This window comes from Microbacterium neimengense (assembly GCF_054782995.1).
In genome coordinates, this window is the sequence record NZ_BAAGRK010000003.1 from 187,444 (window position 1) to 206,080 (window position 18,637).

The 18,637-nt window shown below is 68.7% G+C and carries 17 protein-coding genes; 4 read left to right on the top strand and 13 right to left on the bottom strand.

Annotated features, from left to right (window positions below):
- The 11 genes from ACYVJS_RS03525 to ACYVJS_RS03575 all read right to left on the bottom strand — a co-directional run bounded on the left by ACYVJS_RS03525 (window position 1) and on the right by ACYVJS_RS03575 (window position 11,976).
- The gene (locus ACYVJS_RS03525; RefSeq protein WP_460737828.1) at window positions 1-498 is read right to left on the bottom strand and encodes a GNAT family N-acetyltransferase; all 498 of its coding nucleotides are present in this window, start codon (window positions 496-498) and stop codon (window positions 1-3) included.
- Between the two features lie 99 nt (window positions 499-597).
- Window positions 598-3,579 carry an immunoglobulin-like domain-containing protein gene (locus ACYVJS_RS03530; RefSeq protein WP_460737830.1) on the bottom strand — a complete coding sequence of 994 codons (2,982 nt, stop codon included), beginning with the start codon at window positions 3,577-3,579 and terminating at the stop codon, window positions 598-600.
- A gap of 145 nt (window positions 3,580-3,724) precedes the next feature.
- Window positions 3,725-4,768 carry an ABC transporter permease gene (locus ACYVJS_RS03535; protein ID WP_344230058.1) on the bottom strand — a complete coding sequence of 348 codons (1,044 nt, stop codon included), beginning with the start codon at window positions 4,766-4,768 and terminating at the stop codon, window positions 3,725-3,727.
- Entirely contained in the window at window positions 4,765-5,805 is a 1,041-nt protein-coding gene (locus ACYVJS_RS03540) for an ABC transporter permease (RefSeq protein WP_460737833.1), read from the bottom strand. Before ACYVJS_RS03540 ends, ACYVJS_RS03535 begins: the two co-directional genes overlap by 4 nt.
- On the bottom strand, window positions 5,802-7,373 hold the full coding sequence (locus tag ACYVJS_RS03545; RefSeq protein ID WP_460737835.1) for a sugar ABC transporter ATP-binding protein: 1,572 nt from the start codon (window positions 7,371-7,373) through the stop codon (window positions 5,802-5,804). The genes ACYVJS_RS03540 and ACYVJS_RS03545 overlap by 4 nt, the downstream gene beginning before the upstream one ends.
- A gap of 117 nt (window positions 7,374-7,490) precedes the next feature.
- A complete protein-coding gene (locus ACYVJS_RS03550) occupies window positions 7,491-8,501 on the bottom strand; it encodes an ABC transporter substrate-binding protein (protein ID WP_460737837.1) in 1,011 nt (336 codons plus the stop codon).
- A 185-nt stretch (window positions 8,502-8,686) separates the two neighbouring features.
- Window positions 8,687-9,706, bottom strand: coding sequence for a LacI family DNA-binding transcriptional regulator (locus tag ACYVJS_RS03555; RefSeq protein ID WP_460737839.1), 1,020 nt, complete (start codon window positions 9,704-9,706; stop codon window positions 8,687-8,689).
- Window positions 9,694-10,029 (bottom strand): hypothetical protein, encoded by a 336-nt coding sequence (locus ACYVJS_RS03560; RefSeq protein WP_460737841.1) that lies wholly within the window; start codon window positions 10,027-10,029, stop codon window positions 9,694-9,696. Before ACYVJS_RS03560 ends, ACYVJS_RS03555 begins: the two co-directional genes overlap by 13 nt.
- Complete coding sequence (locus tag ACYVJS_RS03565) at window positions 10,026-11,108, bottom strand: COG1470 family protein (protein WP_460737843.1); 1,083 nt, start codon at window positions 11,106-11,108, stop codon at window positions 10,026-10,028. The genes ACYVJS_RS03560 and ACYVJS_RS03565 overlap by 4 nt, the downstream gene beginning before the upstream one ends.
- Window positions 11,109-11,188: 80 nt before the next feature.
- Window positions 11,189-11,794 (bottom strand): hypothetical protein, encoded by a 606-nt coding sequence (locus ACYVJS_RS03570; RefSeq protein WP_460737845.1) that lies wholly within the window; start codon window positions 11,792-11,794, stop codon window positions 11,189-11,191.
- A complete protein-coding gene (locus tag ACYVJS_RS03575) occupies window positions 11,791-11,976 on the bottom strand; it encodes a hypothetical protein (RefSeq protein WP_460737847.1) in 186 nt (61 codons plus the stop codon). The genes ACYVJS_RS03570 and ACYVJS_RS03575 overlap by 4 nt, the downstream gene beginning before the upstream one ends.
- A 347-nt stretch (window positions 11,977-12,323) precedes the next feature.
- Here ACYVJS_RS03575 and ACYVJS_RS03580 point away from each other — a divergent pair, with 347 nt between their 5' ends.
- Together ACYVJS_RS03580 and ACYVJS_RS03585 are read left to right on the top strand one after the other, a co-directional pair.
- Entirely contained in the window at window positions 12,324-13,625 is a 1,302-nt protein-coding gene (locus tag ACYVJS_RS03580) for a hemolysin family protein (protein ID WP_460737849.1), read from the top strand.
- Window positions 13,626-13,742: 117 nt separating this feature from the next.
- On the top strand, window positions 13,743-14,150 hold the full coding sequence (locus ACYVJS_RS03585; RefSeq protein WP_460737851.1) for a glucose-6-phosphate dehydrogenase: 408 nt from the start codon (window positions 13,743-13,745) through the stop codon (window positions 14,148-14,150).
- Window positions 14,151-14,156: 6 nt separating this feature from the next.
- Here ACYVJS_RS03585 and ACYVJS_RS03590 read toward each other — a convergent pair whose 3' ends face one another.
- The gene (locus ACYVJS_RS03590) at window positions 14,157-15,086 is read right to left on the bottom strand and encodes a diacylglycerol/lipid kinase family protein (protein ID WP_460737853.1); all 930 of its coding nucleotides are present in this window, start codon (window positions 15,084-15,086) and stop codon (window positions 14,157-14,159) included.
- 192 nt (window positions 15,087-15,278) lie between these two features.
- Between ACYVJS_RS03590 and ACYVJS_RS03595 the strand changes: the two genes are divergently transcribed.
- A complete protein-coding gene (locus tag ACYVJS_RS03595) occupies window positions 15,279-15,911 on the top strand; it encodes a helix-turn-helix transcriptional regulator (RefSeq protein ID WP_137417775.1) in 633 nt (210 codons plus the stop codon).
- Window positions 15,912-15,922: 11 nt separating this feature from the next.
- Here the strand turns inward: ACYVJS_RS03595 and moaA are convergent, their stop codons facing one another.
- Window positions 15,923-16,981 (bottom strand): GTP 3',8-cyclase MoaA, encoded by a 1,059-nt coding sequence (moaA, locus tag ACYVJS_RS03600; protein WP_460737855.1) that lies wholly within the window; start codon window positions 16,979-16,981, stop codon window positions 15,923-15,925.
- A gap of 208 nt (window positions 16,982-17,189) precedes the next feature.
- Here moaA and ACYVJS_RS03605 point away from each other — a divergent pair, with 208 nt between their 5' ends.
- Window positions 17,190-18,635 (top strand): cytochrome ubiquinol oxidase subunit I, encoded by a 1,446-nt coding sequence (locus ACYVJS_RS03605; protein ID WP_460737857.1) that lies wholly within the window; start codon window positions 17,190-17,192, stop codon window positions 18,633-18,635.
- Window positions 18,636-18,637 lie beyond the last annotated feature (2 nt).

The window sequence follows — 18,637 nt, forward strand, 5'->3', positions numbered from 1 at the left end:
TCAGTCGTCGGCGGTGACGGGGCCGGCGAGGTCCTTGCGCAGGAAGACCTCATCTTCGCCCCCGGCACCGCCGGCGGCCTCGGAGATCGCGTAGCCCTGGCGTTCGTAGAGGCGGATGTTCGCTTCGCTCAACCTGCCGGTGAACAGCTCCGCCGTGCGGGCGCCCGCGCGTCGGCCGCGCTCCTCGACAGCGTCCAGCAGCGCCGAGCCGATTCCACCGCCCTGCTGATCGGGCGCGATGGCCAGCCGACCCACGAGCAGCACATCACCGTCGATGCGCGCGCGGATCGCGCCGATCATCCTCCCGTCGCGCCGCGCGACCTGGCCCAGGTTGTCCCGCAACTCGTAGGCGACCTCCTCGAGCGTCTGGGTGAACACCGGCATGTCGATGTCGCGGTAGATCAGCGCCTCCTGCACGAAGGCGGCGCGCTGCAGGGTCAGCACCTCTCCGGCGTCCTCGGGCGAGATCGGATGGATGTCGATGTCGTCGGCGCTCATGCGTGCTCCTGTCGGTCGAGGCTCCCCACCATCCTGCGCACATGCACCGGAGCCGGGCCAGCTGTGCGCTGACCCGGCCCCGGTGGTGTAGAACCGCCTCTAACCGCAGGTCATCGCAGGTACGACGGCGCTCTGCGTCGTCGCGCGCCCGTCGGCGGCTTTCGCCGTCACGGTCACCGCCTGCGCGGGCGTCGCCGTCAGTCGCGTCGTGAAGGCTGCCGATGCCGAGGCACCGGTGGCCAGCGTCAGCGCCTTGCTGCCGTAGGCGCCGACGATCGTCGCCGTCATCGTCGACGGATCGGTGTTGACGACCGCGACGGAGTGCACGACCTTCCCGGCCAGGCACTTCGCGGCGACGGTGATCGTGAACGCGACTCCGAGCGAGACCGTCGCGGAACTCGACACGCTCACGCGGCCATCGCGGTAGCCGTCATAGGTGGCGGTGACGGCACCGACCTGGGCAGGAACCTGGATCGAGGCGACCCCGTCGGCCAGCGTCACGCTCTGGCTCCAGCCGCCGCCGGCGAAGGTCACCGTGCCGGCGACCTGACCGGCATCCGCGGCGACGACGTGCGCGGTGGCGGTGCGGCCGGAGGCGGTGAGCGTCGTCGTCGAGGCGACGGCGGCCACATCCGTCCACCCGTGCAGGGCCGTCAGGACGGCCTGCGACACGTTGACGAAGGAGCCGTGACGCGGGCTTGCGGGCAGACCGCCCACCGGGCGCACGTTCCAGTCGGCCCGGCGCGAGAGGCGGTCGTCCCGGTTGCTGCTCGCGATCTCGTCGCCTGTCGTGACGAACGCGCGGTAGCCGCCGGAACCGTAGTTGTCGACGAGGAAGACGTACCCGTCCTCGTCCGCGGTGTTGTTCGGGTCGCCGTCGTTGAGCTTGACGATCTGGGGCCCCTCGCCCGCCTGACCGGTCTCGAGGCTGGTCATCGCGGTGTCGATCAGCTGCCAGCCCGTCTCGGGGTTCGCGTTCCAGTCCGAATGAGTCGTCTTCGCGGTGAGCACCTTCGAACGCTCCAGGAAGATGTCCTTTCCGCGCTCGAGGCCGTCGGCGGCGCCGCCGTCCTCGTTCTTGGTGAACCGGTAGTAGTAGTCCCCGATCTTCTGCACCGTCGAGTCGATCCGCGCGTAACCGGTGTTCTGCCACTCGGCGGGCGGGTACGTGAAGGTACGGAAATCGCGGGTCAGGACGGTGAAGACACGGGCGTGCAGGTTGTCGCTGTTCGTCTTCGACGCGTCCGAGTACAGCCGCGACGAGAAGTGCACGACGTAGGACTGCAGCGCGTCATCCCAGTACGCCTCAGGCGCCCACGTCATACCCGCGGCGGGCTGGTTCACCGTGATGCCGGTGTTCGCGTCGTTGGTGCGCTTCCAGTGCACCATGTCCGTCGACTCCCACACCTCGATCTTCAGACTGCCCTCGGATTGGGCGGGCCCCCAACCGGTGCCGCAGCTGATGCAGAGGTCGGTGGCGACCATGTAGTACTTGTCGCCGTCCTTGGAGCGCAGCACGTACGGGTCGCGCAGGCCCTTCGTGTCGGTCGTCGAGGTGATGACCGGGTTTCCGCCGTTCACCGCGGAGAAGGTGAAGAAGTCGTTCCCGCTCGTGGCCGCCTGATAGATCTTCTCGTCGCCATCGGACGTGAAGTATGCCGCCGCGTAGCCGGCGTCCGGTGCCCACCGGCCATGCTCGGCGACGGTCACCTCGAACGTGCGCTCGGCAGAACGTCCGTTCAGCGCGGCAGTCGCGGTGAGCGTCACACTGCGATCGCCCGCGCCGTATGCCGGCCGCGAGACGATGCCGCCGCCCGCGAACGGGTCCGCCGAGCCCGCGCCCGGCGCCGTGTAGGCCGGGTCGGTGCCGGTGACCAGGGTCGGGTCGGACGAGGTCCAGGTGATGGTGGCGCCGTTGACGGCGCCCTTCGTCGCCAGGGGCAGGTTCTCGGTGGTGCGCGTCGCCAGAACGATCGCGTCGAGATCGCTCGACACGGACGGAGCGACGACGGTCACATCGAAGCTCAGCGTTCCCAACGAGCTCGTTGCCGTCAGGGTGACAGGGGTGTCCTGGGCGATGGAGCGGGAGACGACGCCGGTCGTGGACACGGTCTGGGGCGAGGAGGAGGCCCACGTGAGCGCGACGCCGTTGACCGTGGCCGCGAGAGTCAGGTTCGTCGACACCCGGTCGAGCGAGGGGTTCGCCCCCAGCATCGTTGCGAGCACATCGCCGCGCAGCAGTGCGGCAGTGGCCGCGCTCTTCTCCTGAGCCGTCGGCATGCTGGCGCGCACGTCGTCCGCGGTGAGGGCTGCGTCCCAGAACTTCACGTCCGAGACGTCGGCGCGCAGCAGCGCGTCGCCCTGGTAGAGGGAGCGTCCGAGATACCCGAGGACGTTGCCGCTCGGGATGATCGAGCTGAGAGAGCGGGTGTGGGTGAGGGTCGAGATGACGACACCGTCGCGGTACAGGGTCAGCGTGTTTCCCTGGCCCACCATCGTGAGGGTCGTGAAGCCGGGGTTCAGGCCACCGCCGGCCGGCATCCGCGTCTCGCCGTTGTCACTCCCGGACTTCACCCGGATCGCGGCGAGCGCCTGGTTGACGTAGCCGCCCTGCGATGAACGCGGACTCAGGAAGATGTGGTTGCCGAGCTGGGTCGTGTTCCACGGCCCCACGCCGTCGCCGATGACCCAGCCGAAGTGGTTGGCTGCGGTCTGCGTGGCCACGGTGTACTCGACCGTGAAGTCGTTGTCGGTGCCGGTCACGAGCCCCTTGGGCAGGGATGCGTATCCGTCGGCTCGGAAGCGCAGCACGGCGTCGCCGGCCGCATCCGCGAACGAGGCGTCGGTGAAGCCGGTGAGCGTGGCGTTGCGGCCGTTGCCCGACACATCGATCAGGGACTGGCCCTGGTGGGACATGTCGTAGTGGGCCGTGGGGGCCGGGACGTCGGCGGCCTGTGCGGCGAGGGGGACGCCGAGACCGGTGACGGTGAGCGCTGCGCCGAGCACGGATGCGGCGAACGCGCGGGCGCGCCGGCGGTGCCGTGTCGGGGTGACGGATACGGGCGGGGAGTTTCTCGTCATCGAGAGTCCTGTTCGTCTCGAGCGACCGGACCGTGTAACAGTCGACGTCGCATCGGATGCGGTGTTCAGTTGTGGATCCGCCCGCGTGCGGGCATGGCACGGCGTCGGAACGGACAACACGTCCGTCCCGACGCCGTGCCGGGGTTCATCTCCGTCGTCTGGCCGTCAGCACACGCTGCAGGAGCACGAAGACGAGCAGGATGCCGCCGGTGATGATCGTGAGGTACTCGGGGCGGATGGAGCCGTCCTTCGTGATGATCATCCAGAGCGTCGCGAGCACCAGCGATCCGACAACCGAGCCGAGCACGTAGCCCGCGCCACCGGTCAGCAACGTGCCGCCGATGACGACGGCCGCGATCGCGTCGAGCTCCCAGCCGATGGCCGTGACGTTCTGCGCCTTGCCGCCCACCTCCGCCGTGTAGACGACGGCGGCGAGCCCCGCCAGGGCTCCGCTGATGATGTAGATCGACACCCGGGTGCGGGCGACCGGCAGGCCCATCAGCTGCGCCGATGATTCGGCACCACCGATGCCGTAGATGGTGCGTCCGGAGCGGGTGCGGTGCAGGAAGAAGAACGCACCGATCACGACGAGCACCGCGATGAAGAATCCGGGCGTCAGCACGAGGTCGTTGACCTTGGGGCCGTCGATGAGCTTGAAATCGGTGGCCAGCAAGAGGATCGGCGAGTCGTCGGGCGCCTGCACCGGCACCGTCGAGAGGATCGACGCGAGCCCGCGGGCCAGGAACATCATGGCCAGCGTGGCGATGAACGGCTGGACGTTGAAGTACTGGATGAGCACTCCGGAGACGAGGCCGAACAGCGCGCCGAAGACGATCATCAGCACGATCGCGAGCCACCCGTTCACGCCGATGTTCATCAGCATGACGCCGGCGACCGAGGTGAAGGCCACGACGGCGCCCACCGAGAGGTCGATCCCGCCGGAGAGGATGACGATCGTCATCCCCACGGCGAGGATGATCGTCGGCGCGAAGCTGACGAGCAGGCTGGACATCGTGCCCATGTGGAACACGCGACCGTAGGCGAGCTCCGCGTAGACGAGCATGGCGATCAGCAGGAGCACCGCCGCGAGCGATGGGATCACCGACTGGCTGCGCCCCCAGACGCGGGCGAACCCGCGGGAGGGTGCCTTGTCGAGGTCGATGGACGAGGTCGAGACGGACGCGCTCACGCGACGGCCTCCTTTCGGGAACGGGTGCGCCCGAGTCGGAGCACGTAGCCGCGCACCCGCTCGGACTGCAGGAGAACCAGCACCACGATGACGATCGCCTTGAAGGCGGGCGTCGCGGCGGCCGAGATCCCGAGGAAGAGGACGGTCTTGTTGAGCGTCGCGATCAGCAGGGCGCCGACGGTGGAGCCGAGGATCGAGAACTTGCCGCCCGCGAGGGACGTCCCCCCGATCACGACCGCGAGGATCGCGTCGAGCTCCATCTGGTAGCCGGTGCCCGAGACGTCGACGGTCATGACTTCCGAGACGGTGAACAGGCCGCCCGTGGCCGCGAGCACACCCGAGAGGATGTACACCGCGATGAGGATGGGCCGCGGCCGGATGCCGGCGAGGCGGCTGGCGGCCGGGTTCACACCGATCGACTCGATCATGAGCCCCAGCGCCGTGCGCCGCATGATCACCGAGACGAGGAGCACGATCACGATCGCCGCGACGAAGCTCATCGGCAGTCCGAGGATCTGTCCGTTCGCGATCTGTCGGAAGGGCTCGTTGGTGGCGTTGGTGTTCTGGCCGCCGGTGATGACGCGGGCGATACCGCGGCCGGCGAGCATCATCACGAGCGTGCTGATGAAGGGCTGCAGTCCGATGACGGACACGAGCACGCCGTTGACGAGACCGAGGACGGCGCCCAGCAGGAGCGCGATGCCGATCGCCGTCAGCATGGCGCCCACCGAGGTCGGCGCACCGGCTGCGGAGAGACTCTCCATGGCCGCGGCGCCGCCGACGGCCATGATCGACCCGACCGACAGATCGATGCCCTTGGTCGCGATGACGAAGGTCATGCCGAGGGCGATCATGATGATCGGCGCCGAGACCCGGAGGATGTCGAGGAGGTTTCCCGCCAGCATCCCGGTCGTCGGGTTGATTCCGACCGACAGGTAGGTCGGGTCTTTGATGACGTTGAGCGTCAGCAGCAGAACGATGCCGACGATGCCCCAGAACCAGGGCGTGCGCACGAGCGTCTTCAGGAAGGACGTCATGACAGCTCTCCTTCGGCGAGTGCCTCAGTCTGGGCCTCTGCCTTCTCTTCCGTTTCGGCGGCGATGATCGAGACGATGCGCTCGGCCGTCACATCGGGCCCGTTGACGACCTCGCCGATCTTGTCGTGGTCCTTCAGGATGACGATGCGCTCGGACAGTCGGACGACCTCCTCCAGCTCGGAGGAGATGAAGACGACGCCCATGCCGCCCTCAGCGAGCTCGGCGACCGTCTCCTGGATGTCGGCTTTCGCGCCGACATCGATACCGCGGGTCGGCTCGTCCAGCAGCAGCAGCTCGGGCTCCGTGGCCAGCCAGCGGCCGAGGAGGACCTTCTGCTGATTGCCACCCGAGAGCAGCCGGATCGGCCGGTCGGGGTCGTTCGGTCGGACGCTGAAGCGCTCCATGTAGGTCTTGACGAGCGCGTCGACCTCGCGAGCCGGGACGCGACGCAGCCAGCCCCGCTTCGCCTGCAGCGCGAGCATGATGTTCTCGCGGACGCTCAGGTCGCCGATGATGCCGTCGTCGCGGCGGTTCTCGGTGGAGTAGGCGATCCGGTTGGCCAGGCCCGCGACGGGCGAGGCGACGTTGGCCTTCTTGCCCCGGATGCGCACGGTGCCGGAATCGGCGCGGTCGGCGCCCATGATGAGTCGGGCCAGCTCCGTACGTCCGGCGCCGAGAAGTCCCGCGAAGCCGACGACCTCACCGCGGTGGATCTCGATGTCGGTCGGGTTCAGTGCACCCTTGCGGCCCAGACCCTCCGCGCTGTAGAGGGGGGTGTCGGTGCGGTCGCGCTCGTCGACCTGGCGGTTGGAGCCGAGGGCGCGCAGCGTGTCGAGGTCCTTGCCGATCATCTTCGAGATGAGCTGCGTGCGATCGAGCTCGTGGGTGAGGTACTCCCCCACGAACGCGCCGTTGCGCAGGACCGTGATGCGATCGCTGATCGCATACACCTGGTCGAGGAAGTGGGAGACGAAGAGGATGGCGACGCCCTGGTCGCGGAGGTTGCGGATGACACCGAACAGCACCTCGACCTCGGCGGAGTCCAGGCTGGAAGTCGGCTCGTCGAGGATGAGCACCTTGGATTCGGTGACCATGGCACGACTGATGGCGACGAGCTGCTGGAGGGCGATCGAGATGGAGGCCAGCGGGGCGCGCGTGTCGAGGTGACCGAGGCCCATGCGCGCGAGCGCCTCGGCGGCACGGGCGTGGGTCTTGCGCCAGTTGATGCCGAGCGGGCCGCGTACCTCGTGGCCCAGCATGACGTTCTCGCCGATGGTCAGGTTCGTGCAGAGGTTGACCTCTTGGTAGACCGTGGAGATCCCCGCATCCTGCGCGGACTTGGTGCCAGTCAGGCGCCGCTCGACGCCGCCCACGAGGATCGATCCGGAGTCGATCTGGTACACACCGGTCAGCGCCTTGATCAGCGTGGACTTTCCCGCGCCGTTCTCACCCATCAGGGTGTGGACCTCTCCGGGGAGGAGTCGGAAGTTCACGGCGTCGAGCGCTTTGACGCCGGGGAAGGTGATCGATGCGCCGCGGACTTCGACGATCGGGGGTGATTCGGTCATCACTGACGAGCTTCCTCGCTACGGGGCTGGTGCCCTTGGGGCCGGACAGAGAGCGGGGATCGCCCGGGGCGATCCCCGCTCTGCCTGCCGGCGCGGTTTAGTGCGGGTGTGCGGCGCTCAGAACGCGAGGCCGTCGGCCAGCGCCTTGTCGGCCGCCTCGGGCGAGTCGAACGTGGCGCTCTTGACGATGATGGTCGAGTCGACCTTGTCGCCCGCGAGGGCCTTCTTGACGGCGTCGACGGCGTCGGTGCCGAAGAAGGGGTTGTACTGAGCGACGAAGCTCAGGTCGCCCTTGGACAGCGCCTCGAGCGCCCCCTTGGTGCCGTCGATCGTGGCGATCTTCACGTCGGTGCCGGGCTTGAGGCCCGCCGCCGTCACCGCCTGCGCGGCGCCGATGCCCATCTCATCGTTCTGGGCAAAGATGAACTGGATGTCGTTGTTGTTGGCCTTCAGCACGGTCTCGATGACCGACTTGCCCTCGTCCGTCTTCCAGTTGGCGGTCTGCGCGCCGACCTTGTTCCAGCCGGACTTGCCGCCGAGCGCCTCATCGAAGCCCTCGTTGCGCTCGTTCACGACCGAGAGGCCCGGAACGCCCTCGAGCACGAAGTAGTTGGCGCCCTCGGGGAACGCGGTGGTCGCCCACTCGCCGACCGACTTCGCGACCTGCACGTTGTCGGGCGCGATGCGGGTGACATAGAGGTCGTCGGGAGCGTCGACGCCACGGTCGAGCAGGATGACCGGGATCTCGGCCTCCTTGGCGAGCTTGAGCGAGTCCTCCCAGCCCGACGCCTCGGTGGCGGTGAGCAGGATGACGTCGACCTCGTCGTTGACGAACGTCGAGAAGGCGTCCAGCTGCGACTTCTGGTCGCTCGGGCTGGCGGCCGGGGCGTACTTGAGGTCGAAGCCGGCGTCCTCGGTGAAGGCGTCCTTGATGGCCTGCTCGTTGGCGTTGCGCCAGCCGCCCTCAGGACCCACCGCGACGAAGCCGACCGTGGTGAGGTCGCCGCTGCCGCCGCTCGCCTCGCCGCCGGACTCTGCGTCCCCGCTCGAGCAGCCGGCCAGACCCAGCGCGAGAGCCCCCACGCCGATGAATCCCAGCATGCCCAGAGCGCGCTTGTTGTGTGCCATGTGATCTCCTCCTTGAGACTCCCCGACGCTCATCGTCGAAGAGGTGGTCCGTGTGCCCCCCAGTGGGAACGTCGGGTAGCCACATTGTGCGCGCTAACAAAGCGACTTCGCAACTGTTTCGGGGCGATTCGTTACTTTTCCGTTACCGCGAACATTTGTTGCGCACAACAACGCGTGGCAGCGATTCAGTCGCGCGGCGCAGGAGCCGTGGACGAACGCACGACCAGCAGCGGCGCGATGCGATCGTGCCGCGTGTGATCCTCGCCGTCGATGGCGGCGATCACGAGCTGCAGAGCGAGCTCCCCCAGTGCCGAGAAGTCCTGGCGGACGGTCGTCAGCGGAGGCAGGAAGTGCCGCGCATCAGGAACGTCGTCGAAGCCGATGACACTGATGTCCTCGGGCACGCGCACGCCCTGATCGACCAGTCCGTGCACGAGGCCGAGCGCCATCTGGTCGTTCGCGGCGAACACGGCCGTCGCACTGCCGGAATCAAACGCCTTGCCCACCTCGTAGCCGTAATCCGAGGTCCAGTCGCCGATGATCGCCTCACCCGCATCGAGTCCCGCGGCGGCCAGCGATTCGCGCCAGCCCTGCTCGCGCTCCCTCGCGTCGTACCAGTCCAGCGGTCCCGCGAGGTGCGCGATGCGGCGGTGGCCGAGCTCGATCAGATGGTCGACCGCGAGCCGTGCGCCGCTGCGCTGATCCACGGCCGCGGTATGCCACACATCGTCGGACTCCGCCTTGATGACGATCGTGGGAAGCCCCGTACTCTTCTGCCGCAGCAACTCGAGCGAGGATGCGCGGGGCGCGATGACGCAGAGAGCGTCCACGCCCTGAGTCACGAGCTCCACGACCCCCGCATCCAGCTGCGCGTCGTCGTCGTCGTCGATCGAGAACGCGCTGATCGCGTACCCGACGTCGCGCGCCGCTGCTTCCAGGGCGCGCAGCGTGCTGTTCGGACCGAACTGCACCGGACCGTCGACCAGCACACCGATCCGCATCGCCCGCCGCGTCGCCAGCGCCCGCGCGATCGAGCTGCGGGTGTAGTTCATCTCCTCGATCGCCTTCAGCACACGCTGACGCGTCGAGTCACGGATGTTGGGATGGTCGTTGAGGACCCGCGAGACGGTCATATGAGACACGCCCGCATGTTTGGCGACGTCGTAGATGCTGGGCCGCTGCCAGCCCCGCGTCAGCTCTGACACGCACCGTCTCCGGAATCGGATGCAGACGTCGTCACCGCGCGGCGGGAGACGGTGGCGCGCAGGACCAGGGCGGCGCCCAGGGCGAGCACCAGGGCTGCGGCCCACAGGACCGGCTCCACGGGCGCAAGGCCGCTGGCGGCCAGAGATCCGACCCCCTCGGCCCCGACGCCGCATCCGCTCGCGCACTCGATCGGCGTGATCTGGACGCTGACGCCGATGCTCCCCGGGTCGGGGTCGATGTCGGCCGCACGGGCGGGAATTGCCGCCGTGGCAGCCGCGAGCGCGCTCACGACCGTGGCCAGCACCGCGCCCCAGCGCTTCATGATGCCCCCACCTGGTCGGTCATCTCGTTTCGTCCCTCTTCGCGCCCTCGTTGAAGCGCATCGTCGATCATGGCGGAGATCCGCCTCTGGGAGCGTGATCGTCGCCACAGGATAGCCCAGACGACGAGCCCCGCCCCCAGCAAGATCGCCAACTGCGGCCACGGTACCGCCCAGATGGCCACGTCGGCGGAAATCGGTGCGATGGTCGCATCCGTGTCGGAGATCGCGAGAACCTCCGGGGTGAGGGTCACGGTCGTGGTCAGCAGCACCCAGGGCCACACCTCGTCGACCACGACCGTGATCTCGCGACGGTCACCGGGCAGCAGTTCCTGCGCCTGTTGACCCTCCGCGGGGAAGGAGACGGTGCGACCACCCACCGACACCGTGCCCGCCGCGGCCAGGCGCGTGTTGCCGTCGTTCACCACGTCGAACGAGACCTGCGCCCCACCCGGGCGCAACGGGTTCCACGACAGGCGGTAGTCGCCGACGAGCGCGTCGAGAGAGGCCGCCGGGGTGATCTCGCCCGTCACGCGCGTCAGCACACGGAAGCCGATCCTGCTCTCGACGCCGACACTCGCCCCTCCCTCGGCGCTGCCCGCCGAGAGGATGGACGCGGTCACGCCCGCCGCGTAGTCGCCGGGCTCCGCCCGCTCGGGCACTGCCAGTGAGAACGGGACGACGACGCTCTCGCCGGCGGGGACGGTGACCGCGGCGGGTGCCGTGATCCACGCGCCGGCCGCGGTCGACGCCGCCGCGTCTGCGAGGATGTCGAAGCGGCCGGTCTGCGTGAAGAAGCCGTCGGCGGCCGTGATCCGGAAGGTGATCTCCTGCTCGCCGAGATTGCGCACCGCGAAGTGCTCGTCCACCCGCTCCCCCGGCCCGAGCTCGTGTTCGACGGCCCGCCGCCCGTCTGCCCCGTCGGAATCGGCGGGCGCGATCGACCAGCGGACAGGATCGTCGTCGGCAGCGGCAGCGGCAGCCGCGACCGGGGCGAGAGGCGCGAGTATCGCCGCGAGCGCGGCGGCGGAGAGCACCGACGCCCGGATCGCGGACGGCAGAGCACGAAGGCGTGGGAACACAGCGGTCATCCTGGGGGAAGGGGCGGACGAGCCTTCACGGGCTCCTCCGCGTCGGGTGTGCGCGAGGCGGAGGCGCGACCTTAGGAGAGCTCCTCCCAGAGAGTGAGCGTGATCGTGCCGGAGTAGCTGCCCGGCGTGACATTCTTCGGGGTCTTCAGCAGCAGATCGGCGGTGGCCTGCCAGGTGCCGGCAGCGCTCTCGGCATCGAAGGCGATCGCGAGGAACTCGGCGTCCACGAGCCCGACGTTGTTCGGCCCGCCATCGAGCACGGTGTCGACGTCCGGGCCTTCCGCGACGTCGGCGCTCTGCGTCAGCAGCTTCGGCTTCCAGCCCAAATGACCGGGGTCGATCGAGGCGTTGCCGGACGTCAACGCGCTGGCCTGGCCCGTCACGTACCAGGCGGAGCCGGCCGGGATGGTGTCGCGGTCATCGGTGACGGTCACAGTGGGAAGCGTGCCTCCGAAGACGCGCTGGTCGGGGTCGGCGGATTCTCCCTCGCTCAGCACGGCGGAGCCGGGGGCGACGCTCAACGTCAGAGCACCGGTGTCGGGCAACGCCGCGATGTCGACGGTGACATCGACCTCGTCGTTGCCGATCTCGTCCGCGACGGCCGCCCCGGCGGCGCCGATGAGAAGTGCGCCGCCGACCAGGCCGACGGCGGTCCGGGCGAGAAGGCCCTTCTTCATGGTGTGTCTCCGATCTCCGGCGAAACGACAGAGCTGCGCCGAACTCCGCGACGGCCGGACTCTCCGGCCGCCGGATTGCCCGAGAGGGCGGCGGTCGCGGCCGCATCCCTCTCGGCGAAAGGGGTGCTCTCGCCGCGTGCGGTCGCGACGTCGGGCCGAGGGCCGGCGTGCGCAGCGAGCATCGTGCACCTTTGCTGTGACCCGACGATGGGTCACTCACTCGTTCTTCGACTTGATCAGGTCGTCATCGGCGCGCCGCAACGCGCGCAAAGGGATGCGGGAGCGTCGAGCGGGATGCGGATACGCGACATCGCGTGTTAGCGGTACCAATGACTTGTGCTCGATGTTAGCGCGAACGCATCGTCTGTCAAGCGCGACTGCGGCCCGCTCTCCCGGCGAACACCGAGCATCGCGGCTGCCCGCCCCTCTACTCTGGTGCGATGACGCACTCTGCCGATTCCTCCGACAGTCATAGTCCGCGCGCCCGGGTGACCCCGGGCGTCTGCCTGCACATCGAGGAGGTCGGCCGGTGAACGGCGACCTCCTTCTCAATATCGCCCTCGTCATCGTCTTCGTCCTCATCGGCGGCGTGTTCGCCGCCACGGAGATGGCCCTCGTCACCCTCCGCGAGAGCCAGGTCAACGCGCTCGCGGCGCGGGGCAAGCGCGGTCGCAAGGTCGCCGATCTCGCTCGGAACCCCAACACCTTCCTCTCCGCCGTCCAGATCGGCGTGACAGTGGCCGGTTTCGCCTCGGCCGCGTACGGCGCCTCGTCCATCGCACCGTCGGTGACGCCGCTGTTCGTGTCGCTCGGACTCGCCGATTCCGTCGCGGCGACCGTCGCGACGATCGTGCTGACCCTCGTGATCGCCTACCTCTCCCTGGTGCTCGGCGAGCTCGTCCCCAAGCGCCTCGCGATCCAGCGCAACGCGCAGTTCGCCTACGCCGTCGCCCCGGTGCTGGGCGGATTCGCGCGGTTCATGCGCCCTGTCATCTGGCTGCTGTCCGTGTCGACGAACGCCCTCGTGCGACTGCTCGGCGGCGATCCGAACAAGACGGCCGATGAGCTCACCGACGAGGAGCTGCGCGACATCGTCTCCAGCCACGAGGGCCTGCCAGAGGACGAGCGCCGCATCCTCGACGACGTGCTGTCATTGCGCGACCGCCAGATCAGCGAGGTCATGCGGCCTCGCCCCGAAGTGATCGCGCTCGACGCCCATGAACCGATCGACGAGGCCACCACGCGGGTCAAGGACCTGCCGCACTCGCGCTACCCGGTCATCGACACGTCGATCGACGACATCGTCGGGTTCGTGCACGTGCGCGACATCTTCGACGCCGCGTCCGCATCCGGCCGTGACGAGCTGGCCTCCATCGCCCGCGAGATCTCGTACCTCCCGTCCTCCGCACGCGTGCTGCCGACTCTCACAGGGATGCGGGCGCAGGGCCACCACATCGCGGTCGTCGTGGACGAGTACGGCGGGACGGACGGCATCGTCACGCTCGAGGATCTCGTCGAGGAGGTCGTCGGCGAGATCTTCGACGAGTACGACACGGATGCGGTCGCCGAAGCGCTGAGCGCGGAGGGCGGCACGGTCGACGGCCGGTTGAACCTGCAGGACTTCGAAGAGGCGACGGGCATCGCGATCCCTCGCGGCAGCGCCGACACGGTCGCCGGCTACGTGGTCGAGAGGCTCGGGCGCCTCGCCCGCGTGGGCGATGCTGTCGACGTCGACGGCGCGACGATCCGCGTGAGCGCGATCGATCGCCGCCGGATCAGTGAACTCCACGTGACCCGCGCACCGGCATCCGTCGAAGAGATCCCGAACTGATCGCCCCCCTGGCGGGGCGGGGCGGGGCGAGGGAGGGGCGCCCCGCCCCCGCCAGGTGATCTACCGTTGTAGAGGCAGGATCGGTGCACCCGAAGCACCCCCGCCAGGAAGGAACCCGTGAGGATCGCATCGTCATCGGACTGGCGGCAGAACATCCCCTTCGAGACCCCGCTGCTGGTCGCCGACATCGCGCCCGGAGAACCGGGACGATGCGCATCCTGCCCCGCCGACGCGCCCGCGCGGGAGCGCACGGAACTGTGGGCCGTCAAGCATCGCCACCCCAACAACCACGACGGATTCGTGCGCTTCTACTGCGCCGAGCATCGCCCTGAGCCGCCTCGCGCTCCCGCGCCCGCGGCGGCTGCAGTGCGCGCGAAGCGCAGCACCGGCCGTCAGGCCGCTCCCGCCCGCACGAGCGCACCGAAGCCCGTGGTCCCCGAGCGCGCCCGCGCCGTGTGTCCCACGTGCTTCCTCGAGGCGAATGCCAACGGCGTATGCGGCATGTGCGGCGAGCAGATCGCCTGAGCCCGCTCAGCGAACGCGCAACGCTCCGGGCTCTACGCTGACCGCGAAGCCGGTGACCTCGCCGACCTCTTCGCCGTCGATCTCGAACGCGCACGGCTCGGACAACTCGACGCGCAGCCGCCGGGCCTGCGCGTGTCGCGCCGACTCCGTGCTCGTCGCCGAACGCTCGCGGTCGAACAAGCGGAGAATGCCGTTGTCCCACATCGCGGTGCGCAGCGTCTCGAGCCAGTCGCCGACACCGGCGGCGCTCATCACGAGCACATCGAGCAGTCCGTCGTCGAGCTGAGCGTCGGGGAAGAGGGTGACTCCGCCCTGGATGGCCCCGCAATTGCCCACGAGCAGTGTGTGCGCTTCGACGCTCTGCGCCGGCTCGTCGTCGAGCGAGAGCCGGACGTCGATCACACTCGATGACGACAGGGCTCGCCCCATCGCTGCCACGTAGGCGAGCCACCCCGCTTTCGACTTCAGATCGTCGTCGGTCTCGGCGAGCATCTGCGCGTCCAGGCCGAAGCCCACCATCACGACGAACGCGTGACGCTCGGTGCCGCGCTCGCGTGTGAGGTCGACCCAGCCGATGTCCATGGATCGCGGCTCCGACGTCAGGGCCCGTCGCATCGCGGCGGGCAAACTCAGCAGCGGCACGCCGAGATTGCGTGCCAGGAGATTGCCGGTGCCGCGCGGCACGATGCCGAGGGCGACATCCGTTCCGGCGAGCGCCTCCGCCACCGCGCGCACGGTGCCGTCGCCGCCCGCGGCGATGACCAGATCGCACCCGGCTTCGATGGCCGCGCGCGCCGGACCCTGTCCCGGGTCCTCGGGGGTCGTCTCGAACCACTCCGGCTCCGCCTCGGCGCTGACGCCGGTCCATGCGCGCGCGAGATCCTCGCGCTTCGTCTTGCTCGGGTTGTAGACGATGGCGGTGCGGGATGCGGGCATGCACACATGCTCTCACCCCCCACGGGACTCCCGGCTCGGCTTGCGGAGGGGGCGGGGTGAGGCGCTCTGTTCGACACGGGCCGTGGATAACCCACAAGGTTCCCCGCGCGAATACGGGACGGGAACTGTCGAACCTCGGAAATGTTGTGGTCTGACCTTTCAATTTCATCCGGAAACATGAACAATGAAGACATGACCCGCCCCGGCTATAGCGCGATCTCCAGCTACTCGCGCGTCCAGATCCTCCACGTTCTGCAGAAGCGCGGACAGCGCACGGTCGCCGAGTTGTGCGAGGCGACCGAGCTCCACCCGAACACGGTTCGCGAGCACCTGCAGCGTCTGCTCGACGGCGGTTACATCGTGGCCGAGACCGAACACCGGACCACCCGCGGCCGCCCGCGCGTGCTGTACAGCACCACCTCGGACCGTCAGGGCATCAGCGTCATCTCGCAGCGCAAGGTGCGCGAGGCGGCGCAGCGCGGCGACCTCATGCGCCGCATCATGCCGTGGACGAACGTGTCGGACACCGGGCTCACGCCGGATGCCGTGCACCAGATCGATGCCCTCGTCGAAGACCTCGGCGATGCCGGCTTCGAGCCGATCGTCGACGAAGCCGAGCTCACCGTCGACATCTCCCCCTGTCCCAACGCGGGCGCGGATCCCGACCACCGCGAGACCCTGTGCGACGTGCATCTGGGGCTCATGGACGGCGTTCTGGCCGAGGCCGGAGGACCGCTGCGAGTGGACAAGATGGCCGCCTCGTGCGACCCGCGCAACTGCGTCGTCAAGCTGATGCTCGCGCAGCGGGTGACGCTACCGGCATGAGCGAACGGCCCTCAGCCGCCGATCGCGTTCATTCCCCGCGACGGCTGCAGGAACGAGGGGTCATCGATGGCGTGTCCCGCGAGCTTGCCGGCGATGCACGAGCGCAGCATGGCGTCGACCTGGGCGTCGGACGCACCCCCGCGCAGCAGGGGAACGAGGTCGTACTCGGTCGTGGAGAACAGGCAGTTACGCAGCTGCCCGTCGGCGGTCAGCCGCATTCGGTCGCAGTCACCGCAGAACGGCGCCGTGACCGACGCGATGACACCCACCGTGTGAGGGCCTCCGTCGAGCGTCCAGCGTTCGGCGGGCGCGCCGCCGCGGCCGGGCACGGGGGTCAGCTCCCACTGGCGGCCGAGCGCCTCGAGGATCTCCTCGCGGGTGACCATCTGCGACCGGTCCCACGTGTGACCCGCATCCAACGGCATCTGCTCGATGAAGCGCATCTGCGCGTCGTGCGCGACCGCGAACTCGACCAGGTCGACCAGTTCGTCGTCGTTGACGCCGCGCATCGCGACGGCGTTGAGTTTGAGCGGGCGGAGCCCGGATGCGGCGGCCGCGGCGATCGCCTCGCGCACCTCCTCGAGGCGGTCGCGCCGCGTGAGCTCCGCGAAGCGGTCGCGCCGCAGCGTGTCGATGGAGATGTTCAACCGACTGAGTCCCGCCTCGACGAGGTCGGGCAGCAGCTCGGGCAGGCGGATCCCGTTGGTCGTCATCGCGATCGCAACCGGTCCCTCGGGGGATTCGATCCGCGACAGGCGCGCCACGACGTCCACGATGTCGCGGCGAAGCAGCGGCTCACCGCCGGTCAGGCGGAACGTGCTGATCCCGTCGGCGGCGGCGATGCGCGCAATGCGTTCGATCTCGTCGGTCGTCAGGATGCTGTTGCGCGCGAGCCACTCGTTTCCCTGCTCGGGCATGCAGTACGTGCAGCGCAACGAGCAGCGGTCGGTCAGCGAGATGCGAAGGTCCCGATGCACCCGGCCGAACGCGTCTACGAGCGGATCCCCCTGCCGCTGCTGCCCTGCATCCACCGGCGGCGTGCGGCGCAGCTGGAGCGGGATCGCCGTCATCCTCTGACCTCCGCCGCTCGATCGCCCATGACACGAGGGTACGTGCCGCGCTCGGACCCCCGGCGCGGATCGACGCGGAAATCCCTCGCCATTATTCACGGCCGCCCCCTGCGGCCATCTCATTTCGAACTGCGACACTGTGCCGCAACCTCTGATCCGGCCGGTCCCGCGGCTGGGAGTCGAGGCGAGGGCTCTGAAGGGGACGCTCATGGATTTTCTTGATCCGCTCGCGCTCGCGCGCTGGCAATTCGGCTTGACCACGCTGTACCACTACCTGTTCGTGCCGCTGACACTGGGCATGGGTCTGATCGTCGCGATCTTCCAGACCTGGTGGGTGCGCACCGGCGAGACCAAGTGGCTCCAGTTGACACGCCTGTTCGGCAAGATCTTCCTGATCAACTTCGCCATGGGCGTGGTGACCGGCATCGTGCAGGAGTTCCAGTTCGGCATGAACTGGTCGGCGTACTCGCGCTTCGTCGGCGACGTGTTCGGCGCTCCCCTCGCCTTCGAGGGTCTGCTCGCCTTCTTCTTCGAGGCGACCTTCATCGGGTTGTGGATCTTCGGCTGGGACCGCCTGTCGAAGCGCGTGCACCTCGCCACGATCTGGTGCGCCTGGATCGGCGCGACACTGTCCGCGTACTTCATCCTGGCCGCGAACTCCTTCATGCAGAACCCCGTCGGCTACACCATGTCGCCCGACGGCACCCGCGCGGAGATGACCGACTTCTTCGCGGTGCTCACCAACCGCGTCGTGCTCGCGACCTTCCCGCACACGATGTTCGCCGCGATCATGTTCGCCGCCGCCGTCGTGGTCGCCGTCGCCGCCTGGCATCTGGCCCGCGGCCAGCACTTCGAGGCGATGCGTCCCGCTCTGCGCTTCGGAATGTGGACGGTCATCATCTCCTTCGCCGGCACCGCCATCTCCGGCGACTTCCTGGGCCTTCAGATGGTCGCCACCCAGCCGATGAAGATGGCGGCCGCGGAGGCGCTGTACAACACGGCGTGCGGTGCGGACGCCTCGTTCTCGATCTTCTCGCTCGGCACCCCCGACGGGACGAGCGAGATCTGGTCGCTGCGCGTGCCGTACCTGTTGTCGTTCCTCTCGACGCACACACTCGACGGCTGCGTGGAGGGCATCAACAACCTGAACGCGGAGTACACGCAGAACTGGCCGGTGTTCGCCGACCAACTCGGCGGCGACCTGCCCTTCGCCCCCACGATCTGGATCACCTACTGGTCCTTCCGCTGGATGATCGGCTTCGGCGGCCTCGCCGCGGTGATCTCCGTCGTCGGTCTCTGGCTCACCCGCAAGAAGGCCAAGCGCGCCGTCCCGCAGTGGGCGTGGCGTGTGGCGATCTGGTCGGCACCGCTGCCCATGTTCGGCAGCCTCGTCGGGTGGCTCTTCACCGAGATGGGGCGTCAGCCCTGGATCGTGTTCGGTCTGATGCTGACCCAGGACGGCGTCTCGCCGAGCGTTCCGGGGTGGAACGTGCTGATCTCGCTGATCGCCTTCACCCTCACCTACGCGGCTCTGGCCGTCGTGGAGTTCGGCCTCATTCTGAAGGCCGCGAGAAAGGGCCCAGAGCCGATCCCCGAACCCGGGGACGGCGAGAGCGCCGACGACGATGCCCACCGCATGACCACGGTCTACTGAGG

Bases quoted from the DNA above. Each gene is read 5' to 3' on its own strand.
- ACYVJS_RS03525 (WP_460737828.1), bottom strand. From the start codon at position 498: ATGAGCGCCGACGACATCGACATCCATCCGATCTCGCCCGAGGACGCC.
- ACYVJS_RS03530 (WP_460737830.1), bottom strand. From the start codon at position 3,579: ATGACGAGAAACTCCCCGCCCGTATCCGTCACCCCGACACGGCACCGC.
- ACYVJS_RS03540 (WP_460737833.1), bottom strand. From the start codon at position 5,805: ATGACGTCCTTCCTGAAGACGCTCGTGCGCACGCCCTGGTTCTGGGGC.
- ACYVJS_RS03545 (WP_460737835.1), bottom strand. From the start codon at position 7,373: ATGACCGAATCACCCCCGATCGTCGAAGTCCGCGGCGCATCGATCACC.
- ACYVJS_RS03550 (WP_460737837.1), bottom strand. From the start codon at position 8,501: ATGGCACACAACAAGCGCGCTCTGGGCATGCTGGGATTCATCGGCGTG.
- ACYVJS_RS03560 (WP_460737841.1), bottom strand. From the start codon at position 10,029: ATGAAGCGCTGGGGCGCGGTGCTGGCCACGGTCGTGAGCGCGCTCGCG.
- ACYVJS_RS03570 (WP_460737845.1), bottom strand. From the start codon at position 11,794: ATGAAGAAGGGCCTTCTCGCCCGGACCGCCGTCGGCCTGGTCGGCGGC.
- ACYVJS_RS03575 (WP_460737847.1), bottom strand. From the start codon at position 11,976: ATGCTCGCTGCGCACGCCGGCCCTCGGCCCGACGTCGCGACCGCACGC.
- ACYVJS_RS03590 (WP_460737853.1), bottom strand. From the start codon at position 15,086: ATGCCCGCATCCCGCACCGCCATCGTCTACAACCCGAGCAAGACGAAG.
- ACYVJS_RS03595 (WP_137417775.1), top strand. From the start codon at position 15,279: ATGACCCGCCCCGGCTATAGCGCGATCTCCAGCTACTCGCGCGTCCAG.
- moaA (WP_460737855.1), bottom strand. From the start codon at position 16,981: ATGACGGCGATCCCGCTCCAGCTGCGCCGCACGCCGCCGGTGGATGCA.
- ACYVJS_RS03605 (WP_460737857.1), top strand. From the start codon at position 17,190: ATGGATTTTCTTGATCCGCTCGCGCTCGCGCGCTGGCAATTCGGCTTG.